The organism is Streptomyces sp. SAT1 (genome assembly GCF_001654495.1).
Taxonomy (GTDB): Bacteria; Actinomycetota; Actinomycetes; order Streptomycetales; family Streptomycetaceae; genus Streptomyces; species Streptomyces andamanensis.
This window is the reverse complement of the sequence record NZ_CP015849.1, coordinates 2,866,556-2,889,422: the sequence shown is the minus strand read 5'-3', so window position 1 is coordinate 2,889,422 and position 22,867 is coordinate 2,866,556. Positions and strand designations below refer to the sequence as shown.

Below are 22,867 nucleotides of genomic sequence, written 5' to 3'. Positions count from 1 at the left end.
TCACCGCCCGCCGGGGCGGCCGCGGTTCAGACCTCCAGGTCCTGTTCGATCCGCTTCAGCTGATGGCGGGCCATCGCCAGGTTGGCCCGCTTCGCGTCCAGGACCAGGTAGAGGAAGAGGCCGTTCCCGCTGCGGCCGCCGAGCAGGCGGATCACGTGGTACTGGTCGCTCAGGGTGATCAGGATGTCCTCGATCTCCCCCTTGAGGCCCAGGTGTTCCATGGTGCGCATCTTCGCCCGTACGACGTCGGTGTTGCCCGCCGCGGCGACGTTCAGGTCGAAGGTCTTGCTGCCGCCCATCGTGCCCAGCGCCATACCGCTGGTGTAGTCGACGAGCGCGACTCCGGTGGCGCCCTCGATCGAGGCGAGCGCTTCCTTCAGACAGGTCTCGGTGTTGGCCATGGCCGGTCGGTCTCCTTCAGCTTCTCTGGTTCTCTGCTTCTCTGCTTCTCTGGTTCTTCAGCTGCTCTGGCTTCTTCTCGGGTGCCGGTGGTCGGGCCCGGCGGACGGGGGCCCGCCGCCGGTGGCGCGCGGGGCGTCGGTGAGTTCGCCGATGCGGGCGCCCGCCCGGCGGCCCTCCAGGTGGAGGCGGCCGACGTTGACGCGGTCCTCGGCGAGCAGGGTCAGCACGGCACCGCGGCCCGCCGCGTAGGTGGCGACGTATCCGTGGACGCCGCGCAGCAGCACCTCGCGCAGCTCGCCCCGGCCGGTCACGTCCGCCATGCGCACGGCCACGCCGAGCGCGGTCGCGGTGAGCGCCGCCAGGCCCTCCGGTTCCACGCCCGGGGTGTCGTGGGCCAGGACGAGGCCGTCGACGCTCGCGGCCAAGGCGCCGGTGAGCTGCGGCACCCGGACCCGCACCCGCCGCAGCTCCTCCAGGATCTCGGGCTCGGCCGCCATCCGGTGTCTCCTCTCAAAGGGCCTCCAGCGCATCCCTGAGCCTCTTCAGCAGCGTGATGTGGGGGTCTTCGGCGCCGTGGTCCGGCGCGGGGGGCCAGGGGTCCGCGCGTGCGGGGCCGGTCCCCCGGTCTCTCCGGCCGTACGCGGCGGGAGGGGGCGGCGAGAGGTCCCGCGCGGGCGGCGGCTCCGGCCCCGGACGCGGGGCGAGGAGGCCCGCGGCGGCCAGGCGCCGCACGTCCACCAGGGTGTGGAACGCCTGCCGCCCCAGGTCCCGGGCCAGGTCGGCGGCGGTGCGGACGCCGTCGGCCCGGTCCAGCAGGGCCTGCCGGCGGGCGGTGGGCCGTGGCGCGGCGGCGGTGGGCGTGCGCAGCAGCGGGGCGCTGTCCGGCCGGGCGTCGGGCCAGACGCGGTCCAGCAGCGCCCGGCGGCGCAGGGTCTCCCGCTCCAGGGCGTCGACCGGGACCGGCGGGAAGGGGCCGGACCGGTGGCCGGTGCCGTAGCGGAACCGGCCGGGGGTGCTGCTCGGGGCGAGGACGAAGTAGGCGGCGTCGTAGAGCGCGCTCAGATGGCACAGGTGCAGGGCGCCCTCGGCGAGGCGGCCGTCGGCCAGCAGGGCCCGCGCGGCGCCGCCCTGGCCGCCGGCCCGGGAGACCGCGTCCTGCCAGATCTCGTGCCGCAGTGTGCCGTGGGTGGTGAGCAGGACGCCGAGGCCGGGGGCGAGCGGGCTCTCGGCGTACGCCACACGGCCCTCGTCGAGGTGGAGCGTGCCGCGTTCGCGGACGAGGACACCGGTGGCCCGTTCGGCGGCCAGGCGGGTCAGCATCGGGGAGAGGCCGGCCGGGGCGCGCTCGCCGCGGGTCCGGTCCCGCACCGGCAGCGGGGGCGGGGGCGGGGGTGCAGCGGGGGTGTCGACCGCGGTCATCCCAGCACCAGCCGCTCGGCCATCTCGCCCAGGCGTATGCGGGCCAGCGCGAGGTTGCCCTCGGCGCGGGTCAGCCACAGGTGCAGGAACACGGTGCTGTCGAAGCCGGTGTCCACGAACCGCAGCAGGTGGTAGCTGTCCCGGTTGCTGACGATCAGGTCCTCGACGGGCGGGCGTCCGTCGTCCTCGGTGCCGGTGCCGGTGCCGGTGGCGGTGGCGGCGAACGCGCCGTGTTCGGCGGCCAGCCGCGCCAGTTCCGCCGCCTCGGCCGCCGTGGTCTCGTGGTCGCCGCCCGGCGGCTCGCCGACCGCGCCCAGGGCGAGTCCGCTCGTCCAGTCGACCAGCGCGGCACCCCGCGCACCGGGCAGCCGCATGGCTTCCAACAGGCACTCGTCGATTCCGGGCACGCTCGTTCCCCTCCCGCCTGGGGTTTCGGCTGAGTGATGGGGACGCTACGCAGGGTGTGCGGGAGCGATGGAGGGTTCTGGCATTTTCCGGTGGAACATGCGTCCCGGGAACTAATGTGGGTCGGCTGAGCCCCCGCCCGCCCCTTCACCGGGCCCCGGGGTGCGCCCCGTCACCCCCTTCGCCGCCACCGCGCCACGGCGGCGTATTGACTAGCTCTATTCAGCGGTCCAGGATGTGAATAGAAGCCGTAACACATCCCTCGGGAGCAACCGCCAGGAGGCAGCCCATGTCAGGACCCCGCCCTGTTCGAGCACCGCGCGGTACGGAACTGAGCGCCCTGGGATGGCAGCAGGAGGCCGCCCTGCGGATGCTCCAGAACAACCTGGACCCCGAGGTCGCCGAGCACCCCGACAAGCTCGTCGTCTACGGCGGCACCGGCAAGGCCGCCCGCGACTGGCGCTCCTTCGACGCCATGGTCCGCACGCTGCGCACCCTCAAGGCCGACGAGACCATGCTCGTCCAGTCCGGCCGCCCGGTCGGCGTCATGCAGACCCACGAATGGGCGCCGCGCGTCCTGCTCGCCAACTCCAACCTCGTCGGCGACTGGGCCAACTGGGAGGAGTTCCGCCGCCTGGAGGCCCTCGGCCTGACCATGTACGGGCAGATGACCGCGGGCTCCTGGATCTACATCGGCACCCAGGGCATCCTCCAGGGCACCTACGAGACCTTCGCCGCCGTCGCCGCGAAGAAGTTCGACGGCACCCTCGCCGGGACCATCACCCTCACCGCCGGCCTCGGCGGCATGGGCGGCGCCCAGCCGCTGGCCGTCACCATGAACGACGGCGTCGCGATCTGCATCGACTGCGACCCGCGCGCCATCGACCGCCGTATCGAGCACCGCTACCTCGACGTACGCGCCGACTCCCTCGACCACGCCCTCCAGCTCGCCACCGAGGCCCGCGACCAGCGCAGGCCGCTGTCCATCGGCGTCCTCGGCAACGCCGCCGAACTGGTCCCGCAGCTCCTCGCCATGGGCGCGCCCATCGACATCGTCACCGACCAGACCAGCGCGCACGACCCGCTGGCCTATCTGCCGCTCGGCGTCGACCTCGAGGACATGGCGGACGCCGCCGCCAAGGACCCGGCCGGCTTCACCACCCGCGCCCGCGAGTCCATGGCCAAGCACGTCGAGGCCATGGTCGGCTTCCAGGACGCCGGGGCCGAGGTCTTCGACTACGGCAACTCCATCCGCGGCGAGGCGCAACTGGCCGGATACGCGCGCGCCTTCGCCTTCCCCGGCTTCGTCCCCGCCTACATCCGGCCGCTGTTCTGCGAGGGCAAGGGCCCCTTCCGCTGGGCCGCGCTGTCCGGCGAGGCGTCCGACATCGCCAGGACCGACAAGGCGATCCTCGACCTCTTCCCGGAGAACGAGTCGCTGGCCCGCTGGATCAAGATGGCCGGTGAGCGCGTCCACTTCCAGGGGCTGCCCGCCCGCATCTGCTGGCTCGGCTACGGCGAGCGCGACAAGGCCGGTGAGCGGTTCAACGACATGGTCGCCAGCGGCGAGCTCCAGGCGCCGGTCGTCATCGGCCGCGACCACCTCGACTGCGGCTCCGTCGCCTCCCCGTACCGCGAGACCGAGGCCATGCTCGACGGCTCCGACGCCATCGCCGACTGGCCGCTGCTGAACGCCATGGTGAACGTCGCCTCCGGCGCCTCCTGGGTCTCCCTGCACCACGGCGGCGGCGTCGGCATGGGCCGCTCCCTCCACGCCGGGCAGGTGACCGTCGCCGACGGCACCGCGCTGGCGGGCGAGAAGATCCGCCGGGTGCTCACCAACGACCCCGGGATGGGCGTCATCCGGCACGTGGACGCCGGGTACGACATCGCCGAGTCGGTGGCCGGCGAGCGGGGCGTGCGGATCCCGATGCGCGAGGGTGACCAGGCGTGAGCTTCCACAGCATGTGGGCGGAGCTGCTGCCGGTCGGCCGCAGCTCCGCCTCCGGCGGCTACCGCCGCTACGCCTGGACCGGCGCGGACGCCGACTGCCGGGCCTGGTTCCGGCAGCAGGCCGAGGACCGCGGCCTGGCCTACGAGACCGACCGCAACGGGAACCAGTGGGCCTGGCTCGGCGACCCGGCCGCCGGGGACGCCGTCGTCACCGGCTCGCACCTGGACTCCGTACCGGACGGCGGCGCCTTCGACGGACCCCTCGGCGTGGTCTCGTCGTTCGCCGCACTGGACGAACTGCGCCACCGGGGAGCGCGGTTCACCAGACCGCTCGCCGTCGTCAACTTCGGCGACGAGGAGGGCGCCCGGTTCGGACTCGCCTGCGTCGGATCACGGCTGAGTGCCGGGCAGCTCACCGTCGAACAGGCGCACCGGCTCACCGACGGCGACGGGACCACCCTGCCGAAGGCCATGGAGGCCGCCGGGTACGACCCGGACGCCATCGGCCCCGACCCGGAGCGGCTCGCCCGCATCGGGGCGTTCGTCGAACTCCATGTGGAGCAGGGCCGCGCCCTCGACCTCACCGGCGACGCCGTCGGCGTGGCCAGCGCGATCTGGCCGCACGGGCGGTGGCGGTTCGACTTCCGCGGCGAGGCCAACCACGCGGGCACCACCCGCCTGGCCGACCGCCGCGACCCGATGCTGTCCTACGCCGAGACGGTGCTCGCCGCCCGCCGCGAGGCCGAACTCGCCGGTGCCGTCGCCACCTTCGGCAAGATCGCCGTGGAGCCGAACGGGGTCAACGCGATCCCGTCCCTGGTGCGCGGCTGGCTCGACTCACGCGCCGCCGACCAGGAGACCCTGGACACGGTGGTCGGCGGCATCGAGAAGGCGGCCCGCGCCTACGCGGACGCCCAGGGCATCGACCTCGACGTCGTCCGGGAGTCCTTCACGCCCGTCGTGGAGTTCGACCACGCCCTGCGCGACGAACTCGGACGCATCCTGGGCCGGGACACCGGACTGCGGGTGCCCGTGCTCGGCACCGGCGCCGGACACGACGCCGGGATCCTCTCGGGGAGCGTCCCGACCGCCATGCTGTTCGTGCGCAACCCCACCGGTGTCTCGCACTCCCCGGCCGAGTCCGCCGCCGAGGACGACTGCGCGGCCGGGGTGCGCGCACTGGCCGACGTACTGGAAGGACTGGCGTGCGCGTGACCGAGGCGACCTACTGGCTGGAGCACGCCTGGCTCGGCACGCGCGTCGAGCCGGGCGTGCTGGTCGAGACGGCGGACGGACGGATCACCGCCGTGCGCACGGGCGCCGCCGCCCCGCCGCCCGGCGCCGAGGTGCTGCGCGGGCTCACCCTGCCGGGCCTGGCCAACGCGCACAGCCACGCCTTCCACCGGGCGCTGCGCGGCACCGTCCAGGTCGGCTCCGGCACCTTCTGGACCTGGCGCGAGGTCATGTACTCCGTGGCCGACCGGCTGACCCCGGACACCTACCACGCGCTCGCCCGCGCGGTGTACGCCGAGATGGCCCTCGCCGGGATCACCTGCGTCGGTGAGTTCCACTACGTGCACCACGCCCCCGGCGGCGCCCGCTACACCGACACCAACGCCATGGGCGAGGCCCTGATCGCGGCCGCCGCCGAGGCGGGCATCCGGATCACCCTCCTCGACACCTGCTATCTCGCCGCGGGCTTCGGGGAGCCGCCCAACGCCCACCAGCTCCGCTTCTCCGACACCAGCGCCGAAGCCTGGGCCGAACGCTGTGCAGTTCTCAAGGAACGGGATCACGCGCGGATCGGTGCCGCCGTCCACTCCGTACGGGCGGTGCCCGCCGGGCAGTTGGCGACCGTGGCGCGGTGGGCCGAGGAGCGGCGGGCCCCGCTGCATGTCCACCTCTCGGAGCAGACCGCCGAGAACGACGCCTGCCTCGCCGCCCACGGGTGCACCCCCACCCGGCTGCTGGCCGACCACGGCGTCCTCGGCCCGCGCACCACCGGTGTGCACAACACGCACCTGACCGACGACGACATCGCGCTGCTCGGCTCCACGGGCACCGGCACCTGCATGTGCCCGACCACCGAACGGGACCTCGCGGACGGCATCGGACCGGCCGCGGCCCTCCAGCGGGCCGGCTCCCCGCTCTCCCTGGGCTCCGACAGCCACGCCGTCATCGACCTGCTCGAAGAGGCCCGCGCGATGGAGCTGGACGAACGGCTGCGCACCCGCACCCGCGGCCACTGGACGGCCGCCGCCCTGCTGCGCGCCGCCACCGCCGACGGCCACGCGGCCCTCGGCTGGGCGGAGGCCGGCCGGATCGAACCCGGCGCGCTCGCCGATCTGACCACCGTCGCGCTGGACTCCGTCAGGACAGCGGGACCGGAGCCCCGGCTGGGCGCCGAGACGGCCGTATTCGCGGCGGGCGCGGCCGATGTACGGCATACGGTCGTGGGCGGCCGGCAGGTCGTGCGCGACGGCGCGCACACGCTCGTGCCGGACGTGCCGCGGGCGCTGGCCGCCGCCGTCGAAGCCCTGCGCCGACCCCCATCGCCCCCCACGAGGACACCATGAGCACCAGCACCGTCATCACCAACATCGCCACGCTGGTCACCAACGACCCCTCCCTCGGCGACAACTCCCCTCTCGGACTGATCCGGGACGCGGCGCTCGTCATCGACGGCGACCGCGTCGCGTGGACCGGTGAATCAAGCAAAGCACCCGCCACTGACAACCGCCTCGACGCCGGTGGCCGCGCGGTGCTCCCGGGCTTCGTCGACTCCCACTCCCACCTGGTCTTCGCGGGCGACCGCACCGAGGAGTTCAACGCCCGGATGTCCGGCCGGGCCTACAGCGCGGGCGGTATCCGCACCACCGTCGCCGCCACCCGCGCCGCCACCGACGCGGAACTGGAGGCCAACCTCACCCGCCACCTCGCCGAGGCCCTGCGGCAGGGCACCACCACGTTCGAGACGAAGTCCGGCTACGGCCTGACCGTCGAGGACGAGGCCCGCGCCCTGCGCGTCGCCGCCGCGCACACCGACGAGGTCACCTACCTCGGCGCCCACATCGTCTCCCCGGACTACGCCGACGACCCGGCGGCCTATGTGGCCCTGGTCACCGGCGAGATGCTGGACGCCTGCGCCCCGCACGCCCGCTGGATCGACGTCTTCTGCGAACAGGGCGCCTTCGACGGCGACCAGGCGCGCGCGATCCTCACCGCGGGCCGGGCCAGGGGCCTGCACCCGCGCATCCACGCCAACCAGCTCTCCTACGGCCCCGGGGTGCAGCTCGCCGTGGAGCTGGACGCGGCCAGCGCGGACCACTGCACGCATCTGACGGACGCGGACGTCGACGCGCTGGCGCACAGCGACACGGTCGCCACGCTGCTGCCCGGCGCCGAGTTCTCCACCCGGGCCGCGTGGCCGGACGCCCGCCGCCTGCTGGACGCGGGCGCCACGGTGGCCCTGTCCACCGACTGCAATCCGGGGTCCTCGTACACGTCCTCGGTGCCGTTCTGCGTCGCCCTGGCCGTGCGGGACATGGGCATGACGCCCGATGAGGCCGTCTGGTCGGCGACGGCGGGCGGGGCGGCGGCGCTGCGCCGCACCGACGTGGGCCGGCTCACCCCCGGCGCCCGCGCCGACCTGGTCGTCCTGGACGCCCCGAGCCATGTCCACCTGGCCTACCGGCCGGGCGTGCCGCTGGTGGACCAGGTGTGGCGCCGCGGCGTGCGCGAGGTCTGAGACACCGCGGGACTTCAGACACCGCGGGACTTCAGGCAAGAGGCGGGCGGGAGGGTCCCGGGCCGGAGGCAGGGCCCTCCCGCCCGGGGCTCACTCCTCGACCGTCAGCGCCTTGCGCAGCCGCACCAGCGTGCGCGACAGCAGCCGTGAGACGTGCATCTGGGAGATGCCCAGCTCCTCGCCGATCTCCGACTGGGTCATGTTGGCCACGAACCGCAGCGAGAGGATCTTCCGGTCCCGGGCGGACAGTTCCGCGATCAGCGGCTTCAACGACTCGACGTACTCGATGCCTTCGAGCCCGTGGTCCTCGTAGCCGATGCGGTCCGCGAGGGCGCCCTCGGAGTCGTCGTCCTCGGGCTGGGCGTCCAGCGACGAGGCGGTGTACGCGTTGGAGGCCGCCATGCCCTCCACCACCTCGTCCTCGGTCAGACCGAGGTGGCGGGCCAGCTCGCCCACCGTGGGCGCGCGGTCGAGGCGCTGGGCCAGCTCGTCACCGGCCTTGGCCAGGTCGAGCCGCAGCTCCTGGAGCCGGCGCGGCACGCGCACGGACCACGAGGTGTCCCGGAAGAAGCGCTTGATCTCGCCGATGATGGTAGGCATCGCGAAAGTCGGGAACTCGACGCCGCGAGACAGTTCGAAGCGGTCGATCGCCTTGATCAGGCCGATGGTGCCGACCTGGATGATGTCCTCCATCGGCTCGCTGCGGGAGCGGAAGCGGGAGGCGGCGAACTTGACCAGCGCCAGGTTGAGTTCGACGAGCGTGTTGCGTACGTACGCGAACTCGTGGGTGCCTTCCTCGAGGCACTCCAGACGCTCGAAGAGGGTCTTGGACAGGGCCCTGGCGTCGTCCGGGGCCACCTCGTCGTACGGCGGGATGTCCGGGAGGCCGGCCAGCGCGGCGAGGGGGTCCAGGTACTCCGGAGCGGGTGTCGACGTCGCCGTCTGGGTATGCGAGGCGTCGAGCCGGGGTGACATGATGTCCTCCATCGTTCTCGGCATATGGCTGCCGAAGCCAATTCGTGCACTGCGGTGTGCGGCGCCTCCAAAGCCGGCCGTGTCGGTTACGTGTCCCTACTAGCCCTACCCGCTTTCCCGAGGCGATCGCAAGTGCGTTCTGTCGGTATATGTCCGTTTGTGTGCGGTTGTTCGGGTGTTGGGGCGGTCGGGGAAGGCGTAGTGTTCGAGGGCGTCAGTCAGCAGCCACGACTCCTGGGAGAGAGACGGCATGGACCGCGGGACGGTCGGCAGCGCACAGTCGGGCCGGCTTCTGGTGGAGGTGCGGCAAGAGGGCTCCAGTGCCGTCGTGACACCGGCGGGTGAACTGGACCACCACACGGCCGACCTTCTGCGCGAGCCGCTGGAGGAGTGCCTCGACAAGGGGCGCTCACGTCTGGTGGTGGACTGCTCGCGCCTGGACTTCTGCGATTCCACCGGGCTGAACGTGCTGCTGGGGGCGCGGCTGAAGGCGGAGGCGGCCGGGGGAGGTGTGCATCTCGCGGGGATGCTGCCGGTGGTGGCGCGCGTGTTCGAGATCACGGGGGCGGACGCGGTGTTCACCGTGCACGCCACGCTCGACGACGCGCTGGCCGGTGAGCGGGGCGGACCCGGCGCTGCCGGGAGGGCCGGGGAGACCGGCGGGACCGGCTGAACCGACGGCGGTGGCGTCACCCTGCCCCCTTCCGCGGACTCCTTCCCTTCCTTTCTTTCCCGCGTGGCACGAAACAGGGGGTGTTCCGCGGGATCGGTCGGGCAGGAGACATGCGGAAGCGGATCGACCGGTGGCGTACCGGCCATGTACGAGCGTGGTGACTTTTGAATCGTGAACTGGTGAATCGGTGAGGTGAAGCGCTGATGAGCACCACCCGGCCTTGTTCGCCGGGCGACCGTGGCCCGGAGCCCAGCGGCGCTTCCGGGGCGTCCGAGGGGGATGCGCCGGCCGACGACGCCTCCCCAGGGGGTGTGACGGCCGTGCCGGCGACCCCGTCGGCAGGCCGCCAGGTCCGCAGACTGAGCTTCGACGGCACGAGCGGCGTCGTGCCGCTCGCCCGCGACTTCGCCCGTCAGGCGCTGTACGCGTGGGGCTGGCTGCCCGCCGCGTCGGCCGACCAGCGGGCCGCCGCCGAGGACGTCCTCCTCGTCGTCTCCGAACTGGTCACCAACGCCTGCCTGCACGCCGAGGGCCCGGACCGGCTGGAGATCACCTGTGACAACAAGGTGATCCACATCGAGGTCTCCGACCTCGGCGCCGGCCAGCCCGCACCCCGCACCCCGCACCGCGCGGGCCGCCCCGGCGGTCACGGCATGTTCATCGTCCAGCGCCTGTGCCTGGACTGGGGCGTGGTCCGGGTCCCGGGCGTCGCCGGCAAGAAGGTGTGGGCGGAACTGGGCGCACCGGCGTAGGACGCGCACGGCGGGCGCCTGGGCGCCCGCCGCCTCCCGCAGCCTCCGCGTACGCCCGCAGCGTCCGCGTACGCCCGCAGCGTCCGCGTACGCCCGCAGCCTCCGCGTACGTCGGTTGCGCCCGCGTACGCATGCCGTACCTGAGCATGCCTGGCGGCCTCCCGACGGCCGGGACCCGCGCGCGCCTGCTGGCCGCGTACGCCGATCGCGCCCGCCCGCTCGCCGTGTCCGCCCGTCGGCCTCGCGCGGGCCGCGCCCCGATTCCGGCGCCGGGCCGCGTCCACGCGCGCCTGCCCGTCCCCGCGCCGGTCGCGCTCCCTCGCCTCAGCGCTCTGGCCCGGCCAGGCTCCTGGCCCTGCCGCCCCCCCGTGCGCCTGCCGGGACCCACGCCTCGCGCGCCGTCGCGTCCGGCCCGCGCGCCCCCGGCTCCCCCCCCGGGACATACATCAGCCGCGTCCGCGTGCCCGGTCCCTGCGGCCCACGCGGCCCACGCGGCCCATGCGGTCCACGCGGCCCGCCGGGGACCGGTACGGCCCCACCCGTGCACGCCCCCGCGATCGCCCACGTGTCCGCCCCGCCCCCCCGCCCCGGAAACCCGCAGGGCCGCCGCACCCCGGTGGGGACGCGGCGGCCCTGGAGGGTCCGGCGGGCGGGCGTCAGCGCACGTCGCCCATGAGTTCCTTGACCTTCTTGCGGTACATCCACACCGCGACACCGGCGAGCACCGCGAGCGTGGCCTCCAGCGCGACGATGCCGGTCTTGTTGAGGTCGACCCCGGCGATGGAGAGCAGACCGGTCGTGGCGTCGCCCGCGGTGACGGCCAGGAACCAGACGCCCATCATCTGCGAGGCGTACTTCGCGGGCGCCATCTTCGTGGTGACCGACAGGCCGACCGGGGAGAGGGTCAGCTCACCGACGGTCTGGACGAAGTAGATCGCCACCAGCCACAGCGCCGCCGCCTTGTGCCCGCCGTCGGCGATGGCCAGCGGGGCGAGGAAGAGGAAGAAGGAGGCGCCGACCAGCACCAGGCCCATCGTGAACTTGACCGCGGTGCTCGGCTCCTTGCCGCGCCGGGCCAGCGCGAGCCACAGCCAGGCGAAGACCGGCGCGCACGCCATGATCAGGACCGGGTTGACCGACTGGTACCAGGAGACCGGGAAGTTCCAGCCGAAGACGCTGTTCTCGGCGGACTTCTCGGCGAACAGCGACAGGGTCGAGCCGCCCTGGTCGTAGATCATCCAGAAGACCGCGGCGGCGACGAAGAACCAGATGTACGCGGTCATCTTCGACTGCTCGGTGCGGTCCAGGTCCTTGTCCCGCTTGATCCGGGCGATGACCGCGACCGGGATCAGCAGACCGGCGACGGTGATCGGCACCAGCAGCCAGTTCAGGGTGTAGGCGCCGGAGAGGCCGACGATCGCGTAGAAGACGACCGCGACGGCCGCCCACAGGGCCGACTTGCGCAGCAGCGACGACTTCTCCTGCGCGGACAGCGGCGTCGGTACGACGTCGGAGCGCGGGTTCAGATGGCGGGTGCCGAGCAGGAACTGGGCCAGGCCCAGCGCCATGCCGAGCGCGGCGAGCGCGAAGCCGATGTGCCAGTTCACGTTCTCGCCGATGGTGCCGATGATCAGCGGCGCGGCGAAGGCACCGAGGTTGATCCCGATGTAGAAGATCGTGAAGCCGCCGTCGCGGCGCGGGTCGTCGGCACCCTTGTAGAGGTGGCCGACCATGGTGGAGATGTTGGCCTTCAGCAGGCCGGAGCCGATGGCGACGAGGCCGAGGCCGGCGAAGAAGCTGCCGGACCAGGGCAGGGCCAGCGTCAGATGGCCCAGCATGATGACCGTGCCGGCGACGGTGACCGTCCGGCGGGGGCCGAGGACCCGGTCCGCGAACCAGCCGCCCGGCATGGCGAGCAGGTACACGAGGGACAGGTAGACCGAGTAGATCGCGGTCGCGCTGGCCGCACTCAGGTGCAGGCCGCCCGGGGCCACCAGGTACAGCGGGAGCAGGGCCCTCATGCCGTAGTAGGAGAAGCGCTCCCACATCTCGGTCATGAAGAGGGTGGCCAGGCCGCGGGGGTGGCCGAAGAAGGTCTTCTCGGAACCGGGGGTGCCCGGATGGACCGAGTCCTTCGTCAGGCTGGACGCCATGGTCGTTCCTTGCTGGTCGGGACGCGCCGCGGCGAGCCGGTACGCGCCCGGTGGGGGGCTGGCCGGCACCGGCAGGGCCGTCGTCCACCCCACGCCCAGGGGACTGCGCCCCGGGTCACGGAGCTACGGACGGCGGCCACCGGGATCCACGCCTCGCGACGCGACGATGCGTCCGGTGAGGCCCGGCCCTAGGTCATTCCTTTTCGAGGCCGGAAAGAACCGGCCCGCACACAAAAGGGACCCTCAGCGTCTAAAGAGCGCCAAAGGTCCGCTGCGTGCTACAGGCGTTCAACTCACCATACGGCAGGACAGTGCCGGATATGGAAGGACTTGAGACAGGGATCACAGGGGATGAGGGAACCGCACACGCCTTTTCGAAGGTTTATTCAAGGTTCGCACCCCAGGTCAGCGGCTTGGCGCGGACGCGGTGAAGGGTTTGTGACCATGACGCCGGAAAGGCCGCGACCATAGCGCCGCAAAGTAAGAGCGCCGGACGCCGATCACACCGCAGGTCACCCCGGCGGGCGGCGCGGGCGGACTACCATCACCCCATGACCCGTGTACTGCTCGCCGAGGACGACGCGTCCATCTCGGAGCCGCTGGCCCGCGCACTGCGCCGGGAAGGTTACGAGGTCGAGGTGCGTGAGGACGGACCCACCGCGCTCGACGCCGGAATGCAGGGCGGTGTCGACCTGGTCGTGCTGGACCTCGGTCTGCCCGGTATGGACGGCCTGGAGGTCGCCCGCCGGCTGCGTGCCGAGGGCCACGCCGTGCCCATCCTGATCCTGACCGCGCGCGCCGACGAGGTGGACACCGTCGTCGGCCTGGACGCGGGCGCCGACGACTACGTCACCAAGCCCTTCCGGCTCGCCGAACTGCTGGCCCGGGTCCGGGCCCTGCTGCGGCGCGGCGCCGCCGAGCCCCAGCAGCCGCCGGCCACGCACGGCGTGCGCATCGACGTCGAGTCGCACCGCGCCTGGATGGGCGACGAGGAACTCCAGCTCACCGCCAAGGAGTTCGACCTGCTGCGGGTGCTGGTGCGGGACGCGGGCCGGGTCGTCACCCGCGACCAGCTGATGCGCGAGGTCTGGGACACCACCTGGTGGTCGTCGACCAAGACGCTCGACATGCACATCTCCTGGCTGCGCAAGAAGCTCGGCGACGACGCGGCCAACCCCCGGTACATCGCGACCGTGCGCGGGGTGGGTTTCCGGTTCGAGAAGAGCTGAGTCCGGCCCGCGGTACGGACCCGGCCGGGTCCGGCACCGTCGGGCCATCCGGCACCGTCAGGCAACCGGCACCGTCAGGTAAGAGGACATGCGCCGCCGACTGATCCAGTCCACGCTCGCCGTGGTGCTCGTGGTGATCGCCGTCTTCGGCGTCTCCCTGGTGATCGTGGAGACCCGCACGATCAGCAACAGCGCGCAGGAGCGGGTCGACTCCGAGGCGCTGCGGCTGGCCAGCATCGTCGACAGCAGACTGCTGGGCGCGGAGACCGTCAACGCGGAGATCCTCGCCGACCAGGTGGCCGCGGGCCAGTACGCGGTGATCGGCATCCCCGGGCATCCGCCCATCGAGGTGGGCACCAAGCCCTCCGGTGACGTCATCCACTCCACCGCCCGGGGCGAGCAGGGCGAGAGCGTGCGGATGGAGGAGCCCCGCTCCTCGGTCACCCGCGAGGTCGGCCGCACCCTGCTGATCATCGGCCTGGTGGCGCTGCTCGCGGTGGTCGCCGCCGTACTGCTGGCGATCCGCCAGGCCAACCGGCTCGCCTCCCCGCTGACCGACCTGGCCGAGACCGCCGAGCGGCTGGGCTCCGGCGACCCCCGGCCCCGCCACAAGCGCTACGGCGTGCCCGAGCTGGACCGGGTGGCCGATGTGCTGGACGGTTCCGCCGAGCGCATCGCCCGGATGCTGACCGCGGAACGGCGGCTGGCCGCCGACGCCTCCCACCAGCTGCGCACCCCGCTGACCGCGCTGTCCATGCGGCTGGAGGAGATCACGCTCACCGACGACCCGGACACGGTCAAGGAGGAGGCGAACGTCGCGCTGACCCAGGTCGAGCGGCTGACGGACGTGGTGGAGCGCCTGCTGACCAACTCCCGCGACCCGCGCACCGGCTCCGCCGTCACCTTCGACCTGGACGAGGTCATCCAGCAGCAGATCGCCGAGTGGCGTCCCGCCTACCGCAGCGCGGGCCGGGCGATCGTCAGCTCGGGCAAGCGGCATCTGCGGGCCGTGGGCACGCCGGGCGCGGTCGCGCAGGTGCTGGCGGCGCTGATCGAGAACTCGCTCATGCACGGCGGCGGCACGGTGGCGCTGCGCACCCGTGTCACCGGCAACCAGGCGGTCGTGGAGGTCACCGACGAGGGACCCGGGGTCCCCGCCGACCTGGGCGCCCGGATCTTCGAGCGCACCATCAGCGGCCGCAACTCCACGGGGATCGGCCTCGCCGTCGCCCGCGACCTGGCCGAGGCGGACGGCGGCCGCCTGGAGCTCCTCCAGGCATTGCCCCCGGTCTTCGGCCTGTTCCTGTCCCGCACACCCCCGTTGCAGCGGTCCGCGGAGGACGGGACGACGGTGCGCTGAGCGGCGACCGGGGCGGCGTCCGGCCGGGCGGGGCGTACGGGATCAGGCGTACGACTCGGCGGCAGGCGCCCGTGATCAGCGGTAGGCGTCGCTGCGGGCCTGCGCCGCCGCGTCCCGGCCCGCCGCCCCGCCCGGCAGCGGTCCGGCGCCGGCCGCGGTGTCATGGGCGGGCAGGGCGCGGAAGACCCAGCTGCGGTAGGACCAGAAGCGGAACAGGGTGGCGATGCCGATGCCGAGGAACTTGAAGACATTGCTCTGGATCGGGCTGTCCCAGCCGAAGCCGTACGTCGCCAGATAGAGCACGCCGTTCTCGATGACCAGGCCGATCGCGCTGAACAGCAGGAACAGGGTGAGTTCCTTGGTGCGGCCGCTCTTGTCCCGGTCCCGGTAGGTGAAGTACCGGAAGCCGATGTAGTTGAAGACGATCGACACGATGGTGGCGATCACGCTCGCCCGCACCACCTGGAGGTCGGTGGTGTGCCGGACGAGGTTGAACACGAGCAGGTTGACCAGCAGCCCCGCTCCGCCCACCGCGCCGAACTTGGCGACCTCACGCCAGGCCCGCCCGATGCGCCGCAGCAGCGCTCTCCGGGCCGCCGGGGGAGCCGCGGGCGCCGGTCGGTGCCCCGAGGAACCACGGTCCATGGTCGTGCAGGCCTCCGCCCGGTTCGGTGTCGTCAACCCGCCCATGCTATCCAGCGCGGCGGGGCGGCGCCCGCGCGCCGGGCGGGAGCGGCGGCCGGTTCGCGCCGGCCGGGCCGGGACCACCGGATCCGGACACCGGGCGCGGAATCCGGCCGCCGTGGCGCGGCGGATACCCTGGGGGCGTGACGTTCCCGGTAGTCGGCATGGTCGGCGGTGGACAGCTCGCTCGTATGACACACGAGGCGGGCATCCCGCTCGGCATCAGGTTCAAGCTTCTCAGTGACACCCCCCAGGACTCCGCGGCACAGGTCGTGAGCGATGTCGTCATCGGCGACTACCGCGATCTGGAGACGCTGCGTGCCTTCGCGCGGGGCTGCGACGTGATCACCTTCGATCACGAACATGTGCCCACCGAGCATCTGCGGGCCCTGGAGGCGGACGGCATCCCCGTCCGCCCCGGCCCCGAGGCGCTGGTGCACGCCCAGGACAAGGGAGTGATGCGCGCCCGGCTCGACGCGCTCGGCGTGCCCTGCCCGCGGCACCGCGTCGTGAGCGACCCGGCCGACGTGGCGGCCTTCGCGGCCGAGGGGGACGGCTTCCCGGTCGTCCTGAAGACCGTGCGCGGCGGGTACGACGGCAAGGGCGTGTGGGTGGTGGACTCCGCCGAGGAGGCCGCCGAGCCGTTCCGCGCGGGCGTGCCCGTGCTCGCCGAGGAGAAGGTCGACTTCGTCCGGGAGCTGGCGGCCAACGTGGTGCGCTCCCCGCACGGCCAGGCCGTGGCCTACCCGGTGGTCGAGTCCCGGCAGGTGAACGGCGTGTGCGACACGGTGATCGCCCCGGCCCCGGACCTGGCGGAGTCCCTCGCGCTCCAGGCCGAGGAGATGGCCCTGCGCATCGCCAAGGAACTGGACGTCGTCGGCCACCTCGCCGTCGAGCTGTTCCAGACCCGCGACGGCCGCGTCCTCGTCAACGAGCTGGCGATGCGCCCGCACAACTCGGGCCACTGGTCGATGGACGGCGCGATCACCTCGCAGTTCGCCAACCACGTCCGCGCCGTGCTGGACCTGCCGCTGGGCGACCCGCGCCCGCGCGCGAGGTGGACGGTCATGGCGAACGTCCTCGGCGGCGACTACCCGGACATGTACTCCGCGTATCTGCACTGCATGGCCCGCGACCCCCAGCTGAAGATCCACATGTACGGCAAGGACGTGAAGCCCGGCCGCAAGGTCGGACACGTCAACACCTACGGCGACGACCTGGACGACGTGCTGGAGCGCGCCCGTCACGCAGCCGGCTACCTGAGAGGCACGATCACCGAATGAGCCCAGCCCACCCGTCGCCCGACCACCGCCCCTCGACGAGCGCTGACGCGCGCTCCTTTCCTCTGGTGGGCATCGTCATGGGATCGGACTCCGACTGGCCCGTCATGGAGGCCGCCGCGAAGGCGCTCGACGAGTTCGAGATCTCCTACGAGGTCGACGTCGTCTCCGCGCACCGCATGCCCCGCGAGATGATCACCTACGGCGAGCAGGCGGCCGAGCGCGGGCTGAAGGCGGTCATCGCGGGCGCGGGCGGCGCCGCCCATCTGCCCGGCATGCTCGCCTCGGTCACGCCGCTGCCGGTGATCGGTGTCCCGGTGCCGCTGAAGTACCTGGACGGCATGGACTCGCTGCTGTCCATCGTGCAGATGCCGGCCGGGGTGCCGGTCGCGACGGTGTCGGTCGGCGGCGCGCGCAACGCGGGCCTGCTCGCCGCGCGCATCCTCGCCACGCACGACGAGGACCTCCAGGCCCGGATGCGGGAGTTCCAGCAGGACCTGAACGACCAGGCCACCGAGAAGGGCAAGCGGCTGCGCGCCAAGGTCGAGGGCGCGGCCGGTTTCGGCTTCGGCACGGGGAAGTGACCGCGGTGAGCGCGCTGGAGCAGGCCCGCGAGCTGCTGCGGGAGTTCCCGGTCGTCGACGGCCACAACGACCTGCCCTGGGCCCTGCGCGAGCAGGTCCGCTACGACCTCGGCGCCCGGGACATCGCCGTGGACCAGGCCGCCCATCTGCACACCGACATCCCGCGGCTGCGCGCGGGCGGGGTCGGCGCGCAGTACTGGTCGGTGTACGTCCGCTCGGACCTGCCCGACCCGGTCCCGGCGACCCTCGAACAGATCGACGGCGTACGGCAGTTGCTGGAGCGCTACCCGGCGCACCTGGCACCGGCCCGCACCGCCGCCGACATGGAGGCGGCCCGCGCGGACGGCCGGATCGCCTCCCTGATGGGTGCCGAGGGCGGCCACTCCATCGCGAACTCGCTGGGCACGCTGCGCGGTCTGTACGCCCTCGGGGTGCGCTACATGACCCTCACCCACAACGACAACGTGGCGTGGGCGGACTCGGCGACGGACGAGCCGGGCGTGGGCGGCCTGTCGGCCTTCGGCCGCGAGGTGGTCCGGGAGATGAACCGCCTGGGCATGCTGGTCGACCTGTCCCATGTGGCCGCGACGACCATGCGGGACGCGCTGGACACCTCCGCGGCCCCGGTGATCTTCTCCCACTCCTCGGCGCGGGCCGTCTGCGACCACCCGCGCAACATCCCGGACGACGTGCTCGGACGCCTGCCCGCCAACGGCGGCATGGCCATGGTCACCTTCGTGCCGAAGTTCGTCCTCCAGGCCGCCGTCGACTGGACGGCCGCCGCGGACGAGAACATGCGCGCGCACGGGCTGCACCACCTCGACACCACCGAGGAGGGCATGAAGGTCCACCGGGCCTTCGAGGCGTCCCACCCGCGCCCGGTCGCCACGGCGGCCACCGTCGCCGACCACCTCGACCACATGCGCGAGGTGGCCGGCATCGACCACCTCGGCATCGGCGGCGACTACGACGGCACGGCCTTCACCCCGGACGGCCTGGACGACGTCTCCGGCTACCCCCGCCTCATCGCCGAGCTGCTGGAGCGCGGCTGGTCGCGGACCGACCTGGCCAAGCTGACCTGGCAGAACGCGGTACGCGTCCTGGGCGCCGCCGAGGACGTCGCCCGCGATCTGCGGGCCACCCGCGCCCCGTCGAACGCGACGATCGGGGAGCTGGACGGCTGACAGGTGGTACCGGGCGCCGGTACGGCAGTGGTACCGGTGCCCGGTACGGACGCCAAGGAAGTGAAGATCTTCAAGGCCCGCTACCCGCTACCACTACAGCGGCTGAGCGTTCCGCCTCAGCAGGCGCAGAGACAGAACGGGTGGCCGGCCGGGTCGGCGTAGACCCGGAAGCCCCTGCCGTCCGGGTGGGCCAGCGGCTTGGCGCCCAGGGCGAGGACGCCCTGCTCGGCCGTGTCCAGATCCTCGACCTCCAGGTCCAGATGGAACTGCTGCGAGGCGTCCGCCGCGGGCCACTTCGGCGGGACCCAGCCGGGCGCCCGCTGGAAGGCGAGCGCCACCCCGCCCGGCACCTTCAGGTCCACCCATTCGCCCTCGCCCTCGACGGTCCCGCCGAGCACCTCGGCGTAGAAACCGGCGAGCGCGCGCGGGTCGGGGCAGTCCAGTACGACGACACCCAGCTTGGCGAGAGCCATGACTTCCTCCTGGTGATGACGATGGTTACCTGTAAGGGCGAGTAACCAGTAACCGTTACTGCATGCTTGCCGATCTCCGGTAACGGCGCAAGCTCTTTGCGCGGTACCGTCACTGGCATGAGTGACAGATCGTCCGCGCCCGGCGGCCTGGCGCTGATCGAGTCCCTGGTCAACACCCTGGACATCGAGACGACAGCGGACTCGCTCGGCACGGCGGAGAACCTGGAGCGCTTCGGGATCACCGAGGCGGACCTGCCCCGGGCGCGCGAGCTGCGCGAGTCGCTGCGCGCCGTCCTGCTCGCGCACGCCGGCCACGCCCCGCACGGCCGGGTGACCCCGCTCGGCGAGCTGCTGGCACGGGCCCCGCTGGTGGTCGCCGTCGACGCGCGGGACGGCGCCGCCGCCCTGACCCCCGCCGACGGCGGACCGCTGCTCTCCCGGGTCGCCGCCGCCGTGGCCGAGGCGCTGGTCGCGGGCACCTGGGCCCGGCTGAAGGCGTGCGAGGCCGGCACCTGCCACTGGGCGTACTACGACCGCAGCCCGGCGGGCCGCCGCCGCTGGTGCTCGATGCAGGTGTGCGGGGCGCGCGCGAAGATGCGCCGGTACCGCGCCAGGGAATCCTGAACACCCGTCCGGTGGTGCGAGAATGCCGGAAGGCGCCGGTTCGGCCGACTGAGCCTCGGCCGAACCGGCGCCGCCCGCGCGTCCCTGTGTACACATGGGCGCGCGTCTGAGCGCGCAGAGCGCGCCGTACACGCCCCGGCGTGCCGCAGGGACCGTCCGTGCCCCGCGGGCCGCGGCTCAGGCCGTCGGGCGGCCCATCGCCCGATACGTCCAGCCGGCCCGCCGCCACAGCTCCGCGTCGAGCGCGTTGCGGCCGTCGAGGACGAGCCGGGCCGCGACGGCCTCGCCCAGCTCGGCCGGGTCCAGCTCGCGGAACTGCTGCCACTCGGTCAGATGCAGCACGGCATCGGCGCCGCGCACCGCCTCCAGCGCCGAGTCGGCGTAGCCGAGCGTCGGGAAGAGGCGGCGCGCGTTGTCCATGCCCTTGGGGTCGTAGACGGTCACCTGGCCGCCCTGGAGGTGGATCTGGCCCGCGACGTTGAGCGCGGGGGAGTCCCGTACGTCGTCCGAGTCGGGCTTGAAGGTGGCGCCCAGCACCGCGATCCGCCGGCCGAGGAACGGCCCGCCGCCCAGCGCCTGCCGGGTCAGCTCGACCATCCGCCCGCGCTGGCGCATGTTGATCGAGTCGATCTCGCGCAGGAAGGTCAGCGCCTGGTCGGCGCCCAGCTCACCGGCGCGCGCCATGAAGGCGCGGATGTCCTTGGGCAGGCAGCCCCCGCCGAAGCCGATCCCGGCGCGCAGGAACTTCCGGCCGATCCGGTCGTCGTACCCGATGGCCTCCGCGAGCTTGGCGACATCGCCGTCGGCGGCCTCGCACACCTCGGCCATGGCGTTGATGAAGGAGATCTTGGTGGCCAGGAAGGAGTTCGCGGAGGTCTTCACCAGCTCGGCGGTGGGGAAGTCGGTGACCACGAAGGGGGAGCCCTCGGCGATCGGCGTGGCGTACACCTCGCGCAGCAGCTTCTCGGCCCGCTCGCTGCGCACGCCGACCACGATCCGGTCCGGGTGCAGGGTGTCCCGGACGGCGAAGCCCTCCCGCAGGAACTCGGGGTTCCAGGCCAGCTCGGCGTCCTCGCCCGCGGGCGCGAGCGCGGCGAGCGTACGGGCCAGCCGGTCCGCCGAGCCCACCGGCACCGTGGACTTGCCGACGACGAGCGCGGGCCCGGCCAGGTGGGGGGCGAGCGAGCCGACCGCCGAGTCGACGTAGGACATGTCGCAGGCGTACTCGCCGTGCTTCTGCGGAGTGTTCACGCAGAGGAAGTGGACGTCGCCGAACGCCCCCGCCTCGGCCCAGTCCTGGGTGAAGCGCAGCCGTCCGGTGGAGCCCTCGATACCGGCCACATGGCGGCGCAGCAGGTCCCCCAGACCGGGCTCGTACATGGGGACCTCGCCCCGGCGCAGCATCTCGATCTTCTCGGGGACCACGTCAAGGCCCAGCACCTCGAAGCCCATCTCGGCCATGGCCGCGGCGTGGGTGGCGCCGAGATAGCCGGTGCCGATCACGGTGATCTTCAGGCTCATGGGTGCTCCAGGAGGGACGACGGGACGCGCTGCCCGAGCATATCGGGGGCGTGCGGGCGGCCCGCGCGGGGCAATGTCCCCACAGCCACCCGTTGTCGCCAAGCTCACGTACCGCTCACGTGAGCAGGCCCCTAAAATTCGAGTTACTTAACGGTAATTAGCATCGCCGCTCGTCATCACCTGTTCATCACTGGTCGTCTTTGGAGCGTGAGAGACCTTGGCCGGATCGGCTGACTTCGACCTGTACCGCCCGTCCGAGGAGCACGACATGCTCCGCGACGCCGTCCGCTCGCTGGCCGAGGCGAAGATCGCGCCGTACGCCGCCGCGGTGGACGAGGAGGCCCGCTTCCCGCAGGAGGCCCTCGACGCCCTGGTCGCGAACGACCTGCACGCCGTGCACGTCCCCGAGAGCTACGGCGGCGCGGGCGCGGACGCCCTCGCCACCGTCATCGTGATCGAGGAGGTGGCCCGCGTCTGCGCGTCCTCCTCCCTGATCCCCGCCGTGAACAAGCTGGGCTCGCTCCCGGTGATCCTCTCCGGCTCCGAGGAGCTGAAGAAGAAGTACCTGGGCCCGCTCGCCAAGGGCGACGCCATGTTCTCGTACTGCCTCTCCGAGCCGGACGCGGGCTCGGACGCGGCCGGCATGAAGACGAAGGCGGTCCGCGACGGCGACCACTACGTGCTCAACGGCGTCAAGCGCTGGATCACCAACGCGGGCGTCTCCGACTTCTACACGGTGATGGCCGTCACCGCCCCGGAGAAGCGCTCCAAGGGCATCTCCGCCTTCGTCGTCGAGAAGTCCGACGAGGGCGTCTCCTTCGGCGCCCCGGAGAAGAAGCTCGGCATCAAGGGCTCCCCGACCCGCGAGGTCTACCTCGACAACGTGCGCATCCCCGCCGACCGCATGATCGGCGCCGAGGGCACCGGCTTCGCCACCGCGATGAAGACCCTCGACCACACCCGCATCACCATCGCCGCCCAGGCCCTCGGCATCGCCCAGGGCGCCCTCGACTACGCCAAGGGCTACGTCAAGGAGCGCAAGCAGTTCGGCAAGCCGATCGCCGACTTCCAGGGCATCCAGTTCATGCTCGCCGACATGGCCATGAAGGTCTCCGCGGCCCGCGCCCTGACCTACCAGGCCGCCGCCGCCTCCGAGCGGGTCGACGCCGATCTGACCTACCAGGGCGCCGCCGCCAAGTGCTTCGCCTCGGACATCGCCATGGAGGTCACCACCGACGCCGTCCAGCTCCTCGGCGGCTACGGCTACACCCGTGACTACCCGGTGGAGCGCATGATGCGCGACGCCAAGATCACCCAGATCTATGAGGGCACGAACCAGGTCCAGCGGATCGTGATGGCCCGTAACCTGCCGTAACCGCCCGTACCCGCACCGCTGCCCTCGCCCCTCGTCCGCCGGGACGGGGGGCGACGGCTTTCCGGGGCACGGA

At 72.6% G+C, this 22,867-nt stretch carries 22 protein-coding genes; 13 read left to right on the top strand and 9 right to left on the bottom strand.

The features are described from left to right. Window positions 1–26: 26 nt before the first annotated feature. The 4 genes from A8713_RS12480 to A8713_RS12465 are packed head-to-tail and all read right to left on the bottom strand — an operon-like array spanning window position 27 to window position 2,228. Window positions 27–401 carry a hypothetical protein gene (locus A8713_RS12480; RefSeq protein ID WP_064533485.1) on the bottom strand — a complete coding sequence of 125 codons (375 nt, stop codon included), beginning with the start codon at window positions 399–401 and terminating at the stop codon, window positions 27–29. A gap of 57 nt (window positions 402–458) precedes the next feature. Further along, window positions 459–899: a roadblock/LC7 domain-containing protein gene (locus A8713_RS12475; protein ID WP_064533483.1), complete on the bottom strand. Its 441-nt coding sequence runs from the start codon at window positions 897–899 to the stop codon at window positions 459–461. Between the two features lie 13 nt (window positions 900–912). Then, the gene (locus A8713_RS12470; RefSeq protein WP_064533481.1) at window positions 913–1,821 is read right to left on the bottom strand and encodes a hypothetical protein; all 909 of its coding nucleotides are present in this window, start codon (window positions 1,819–1,821) and stop codon (window positions 913–915) included. Further along, entirely contained in the window at window positions 1,818–2,228 is a 411-nt protein-coding gene (locus tag A8713_RS12465; protein WP_079158929.1) for a hypothetical protein, read from the bottom strand. Before A8713_RS12465 ends, A8713_RS12470 begins: the two co-directional genes overlap by 4 nt. Window positions 2,229–2,515: 287 nt before the next feature. Between A8713_RS12465 and hutU the strand changes: the two genes are divergently transcribed. The 4 genes from hutU to hutI are packed head-to-tail and all read left to right on the top strand — an operon-like array spanning window position 2,516 to window position 7,927. After that, window positions 2,516–4,180, top strand: coding sequence for a urocanate hydratase (gene hutU, locus A8713_RS12460; RefSeq protein WP_064533478.1), 1,665 nt, complete (start codon window positions 2,516–2,518; stop codon window positions 4,178–4,180). Continuing rightward, window positions 4,177–5,394 (top strand): allantoate amidohydrolase, encoded by a 1,218-nt coding sequence (locus tag A8713_RS12455; protein ID WP_064533476.1) that lies wholly within the window; start codon window positions 4,177–4,179, stop codon window positions 5,392–5,394. Before hutU ends, A8713_RS12455 begins: the two co-directional genes overlap by 4 nt. Further along, entirely contained in the window at window positions 5,391–6,755 is a 1,365-nt protein-coding gene (locus A8713_RS12450; protein ID WP_064537468.1) for a formimidoylglutamate deiminase, read from the top strand. Before A8713_RS12455 ends, A8713_RS12450 begins: the two co-directional genes overlap by 4 nt. Next, on the top strand, window positions 6,752–7,927 hold the full coding sequence (gene hutI, locus A8713_RS12445; protein WP_064533474.1) for an imidazolonepropionase: 1,176 nt from the start codon (window positions 6,752–6,754) through the stop codon (window positions 7,925–7,927). The genes A8713_RS12450 and hutI overlap by 4 nt, the downstream gene beginning before the upstream one ends. A gap of 90 nt (window positions 7,928–8,017) precedes the next feature. On the opposite strand, the gene A8713_RS12440 is transcribed toward hutI, so the two are convergent. Further along, a complete protein-coding gene (locus A8713_RS12440; protein WP_064533472.1) occupies window positions 8,018–8,914 on the bottom strand; it encodes an RNA polymerase sigma factor SigF in 897 nt (298 codons plus the stop codon). 238 nt (window positions 8,915–9,152) lie between these two features. Between A8713_RS12440 and A8713_RS12435 the strand changes: the two genes are divergently transcribed. Then, window positions 9,153–9,575, top strand: a complete 423-nt coding sequence (locus A8713_RS12435) for an STAS domain-containing protein (RefSeq protein ID WP_064533470.1) — start codon at window positions 9,153–9,155, stop codon at window positions 9,573–9,575. A gap of 203 nt (window positions 9,576–9,778) precedes the next feature. After that, window positions 9,779–10,327 (top strand): ATP-binding protein, encoded by a 549-nt coding sequence (locus A8713_RS12430; protein ID WP_064533468.1) that lies wholly within the window; start codon window positions 9,779–9,781, stop codon window positions 10,325–10,327. Between the two features lie 656 nt (window positions 10,328–10,983). On the opposite strand, the gene A8713_RS12425 is transcribed toward A8713_RS12430, so the two are convergent. Then, window positions 10,984–12,480, bottom strand: a complete 1,497-nt coding sequence (locus tag A8713_RS12425; protein ID WP_064533466.1) for an oligopeptide:H+ symporter — start codon at window positions 12,478–12,480, stop codon at window positions 10,984–10,986. 551 nt (window positions 12,481–13,031) lie between these two features. Between A8713_RS12425 and A8713_RS12420 the strand changes: the two genes are divergently transcribed. Both A8713_RS12420 and A8713_RS12415 read left to right on the top strand, forming a co-directional pair. Continuing rightward, window positions 13,032–13,709, top strand: a complete 678-nt coding sequence (locus A8713_RS12420) for a response regulator transcription factor (RefSeq protein ID WP_064533465.1) — start codon at window positions 13,032–13,034, stop codon at window positions 13,707–13,709. Between the two features lie 88 nt (window positions 13,710–13,797). After that, a complete protein-coding gene (locus A8713_RS12415) occupies window positions 13,798–15,069 on the top strand; it encodes an ATP-binding protein (RefSeq protein WP_064533462.1) in 1,272 nt (423 codons plus the stop codon). Between the two features lie 75 nt (window positions 15,070–15,144). Here the strand turns inward: A8713_RS12415 and A8713_RS12410 are convergent, their stop codons facing one another. Then, complete coding sequence (locus A8713_RS12410) at window positions 15,145–15,714, bottom strand: GtrA family protein (RefSeq protein ID WP_064533461.1); 570 nt, start codon at window positions 15,712–15,714, stop codon at window positions 15,145–15,147. Window positions 15,715–15,896: 182 nt separating this feature from the next. On the opposite strand from A8713_RS12410, the gene A8713_RS12405 reads away from it, so the two are divergent. The 3 genes from A8713_RS12405 to A8713_RS12395 are packed head-to-tail and all read left to right on the top strand — an operon-like array spanning window position 15,897 to window position 18,801. After that, window positions 15,897–17,036 carry a 5-(carboxyamino)imidazole ribonucleotide synthase gene (locus A8713_RS12405; RefSeq protein ID WP_064533460.1) on the top strand — a complete coding sequence of 380 codons (1,140 nt, stop codon included), beginning with the start codon at window positions 15,897–15,899 and terminating at the stop codon, window positions 17,034–17,036. Beyond that, window positions 17,033–17,617: a 5-(carboxyamino)imidazole ribonucleotide mutase gene (gene purE, locus A8713_RS12400; RefSeq protein ID WP_079158928.1), complete on the top strand. Its 585-nt coding sequence runs from the start codon at window positions 17,033–17,035 to the stop codon at window positions 17,615–17,617. Before A8713_RS12405 ends, purE begins: the two co-directional genes overlap by 4 nt. Beyond that, window positions 17,614–18,801, top strand: coding sequence for a dipeptidase (locus A8713_RS12395; RefSeq protein ID WP_064533459.1), 1,188 nt, complete (start codon window positions 17,614–17,616; stop codon window positions 18,799–18,801). The genes purE and A8713_RS12395 overlap by 4 nt, the downstream gene beginning before the upstream one ends. A 116-nt stretch (window positions 18,802–18,917) precedes the next feature. Here A8713_RS12395 and A8713_RS12390 read toward each other — a convergent pair whose 3' ends face one another. Beyond that, a complete protein-coding gene (locus tag A8713_RS12390) occupies window positions 18,918–19,274 on the bottom strand; it encodes a VOC family protein (protein WP_064533458.1) in 357 nt (118 codons plus the stop codon). A 117-nt stretch (window positions 19,275–19,391) separates the two neighbouring features. On the opposite strand from A8713_RS12390, the gene A8713_RS12385 reads away from it, so the two are divergent. Beyond that, window positions 19,392–19,898: a CGNR zinc finger domain-containing protein gene (locus A8713_RS12385; RefSeq protein WP_064533457.1), complete on the top strand. Its 507-nt coding sequence runs from the start codon at window positions 19,392–19,394 to the stop codon at window positions 19,896–19,898. Between the two features lie 177 nt (window positions 19,899–20,075). On the opposite strand, the gene A8713_RS12380 is transcribed toward A8713_RS12385, so the two are convergent. After that, window positions 20,076–21,419 (bottom strand): UDP-glucose dehydrogenase family protein, encoded by a 1,344-nt coding sequence (locus tag A8713_RS12380; RefSeq protein ID WP_064533456.1) that lies wholly within the window; start codon window positions 21,417–21,419, stop codon window positions 20,076–20,078. 217 nt (window positions 21,420–21,636) lie between these two features. Between A8713_RS12380 and A8713_RS12375 the strand changes: the two genes are divergently transcribed. Further along, complete coding sequence (locus tag A8713_RS12375) at window positions 21,637–22,794, top strand: acyl-CoA dehydrogenase family protein (RefSeq protein WP_064533455.1); 1,158 nt, start codon at window positions 21,637–21,639, stop codon at window positions 22,792–22,794. Window positions 22,795–22,867: the final 73 nt, after the last annotated feature.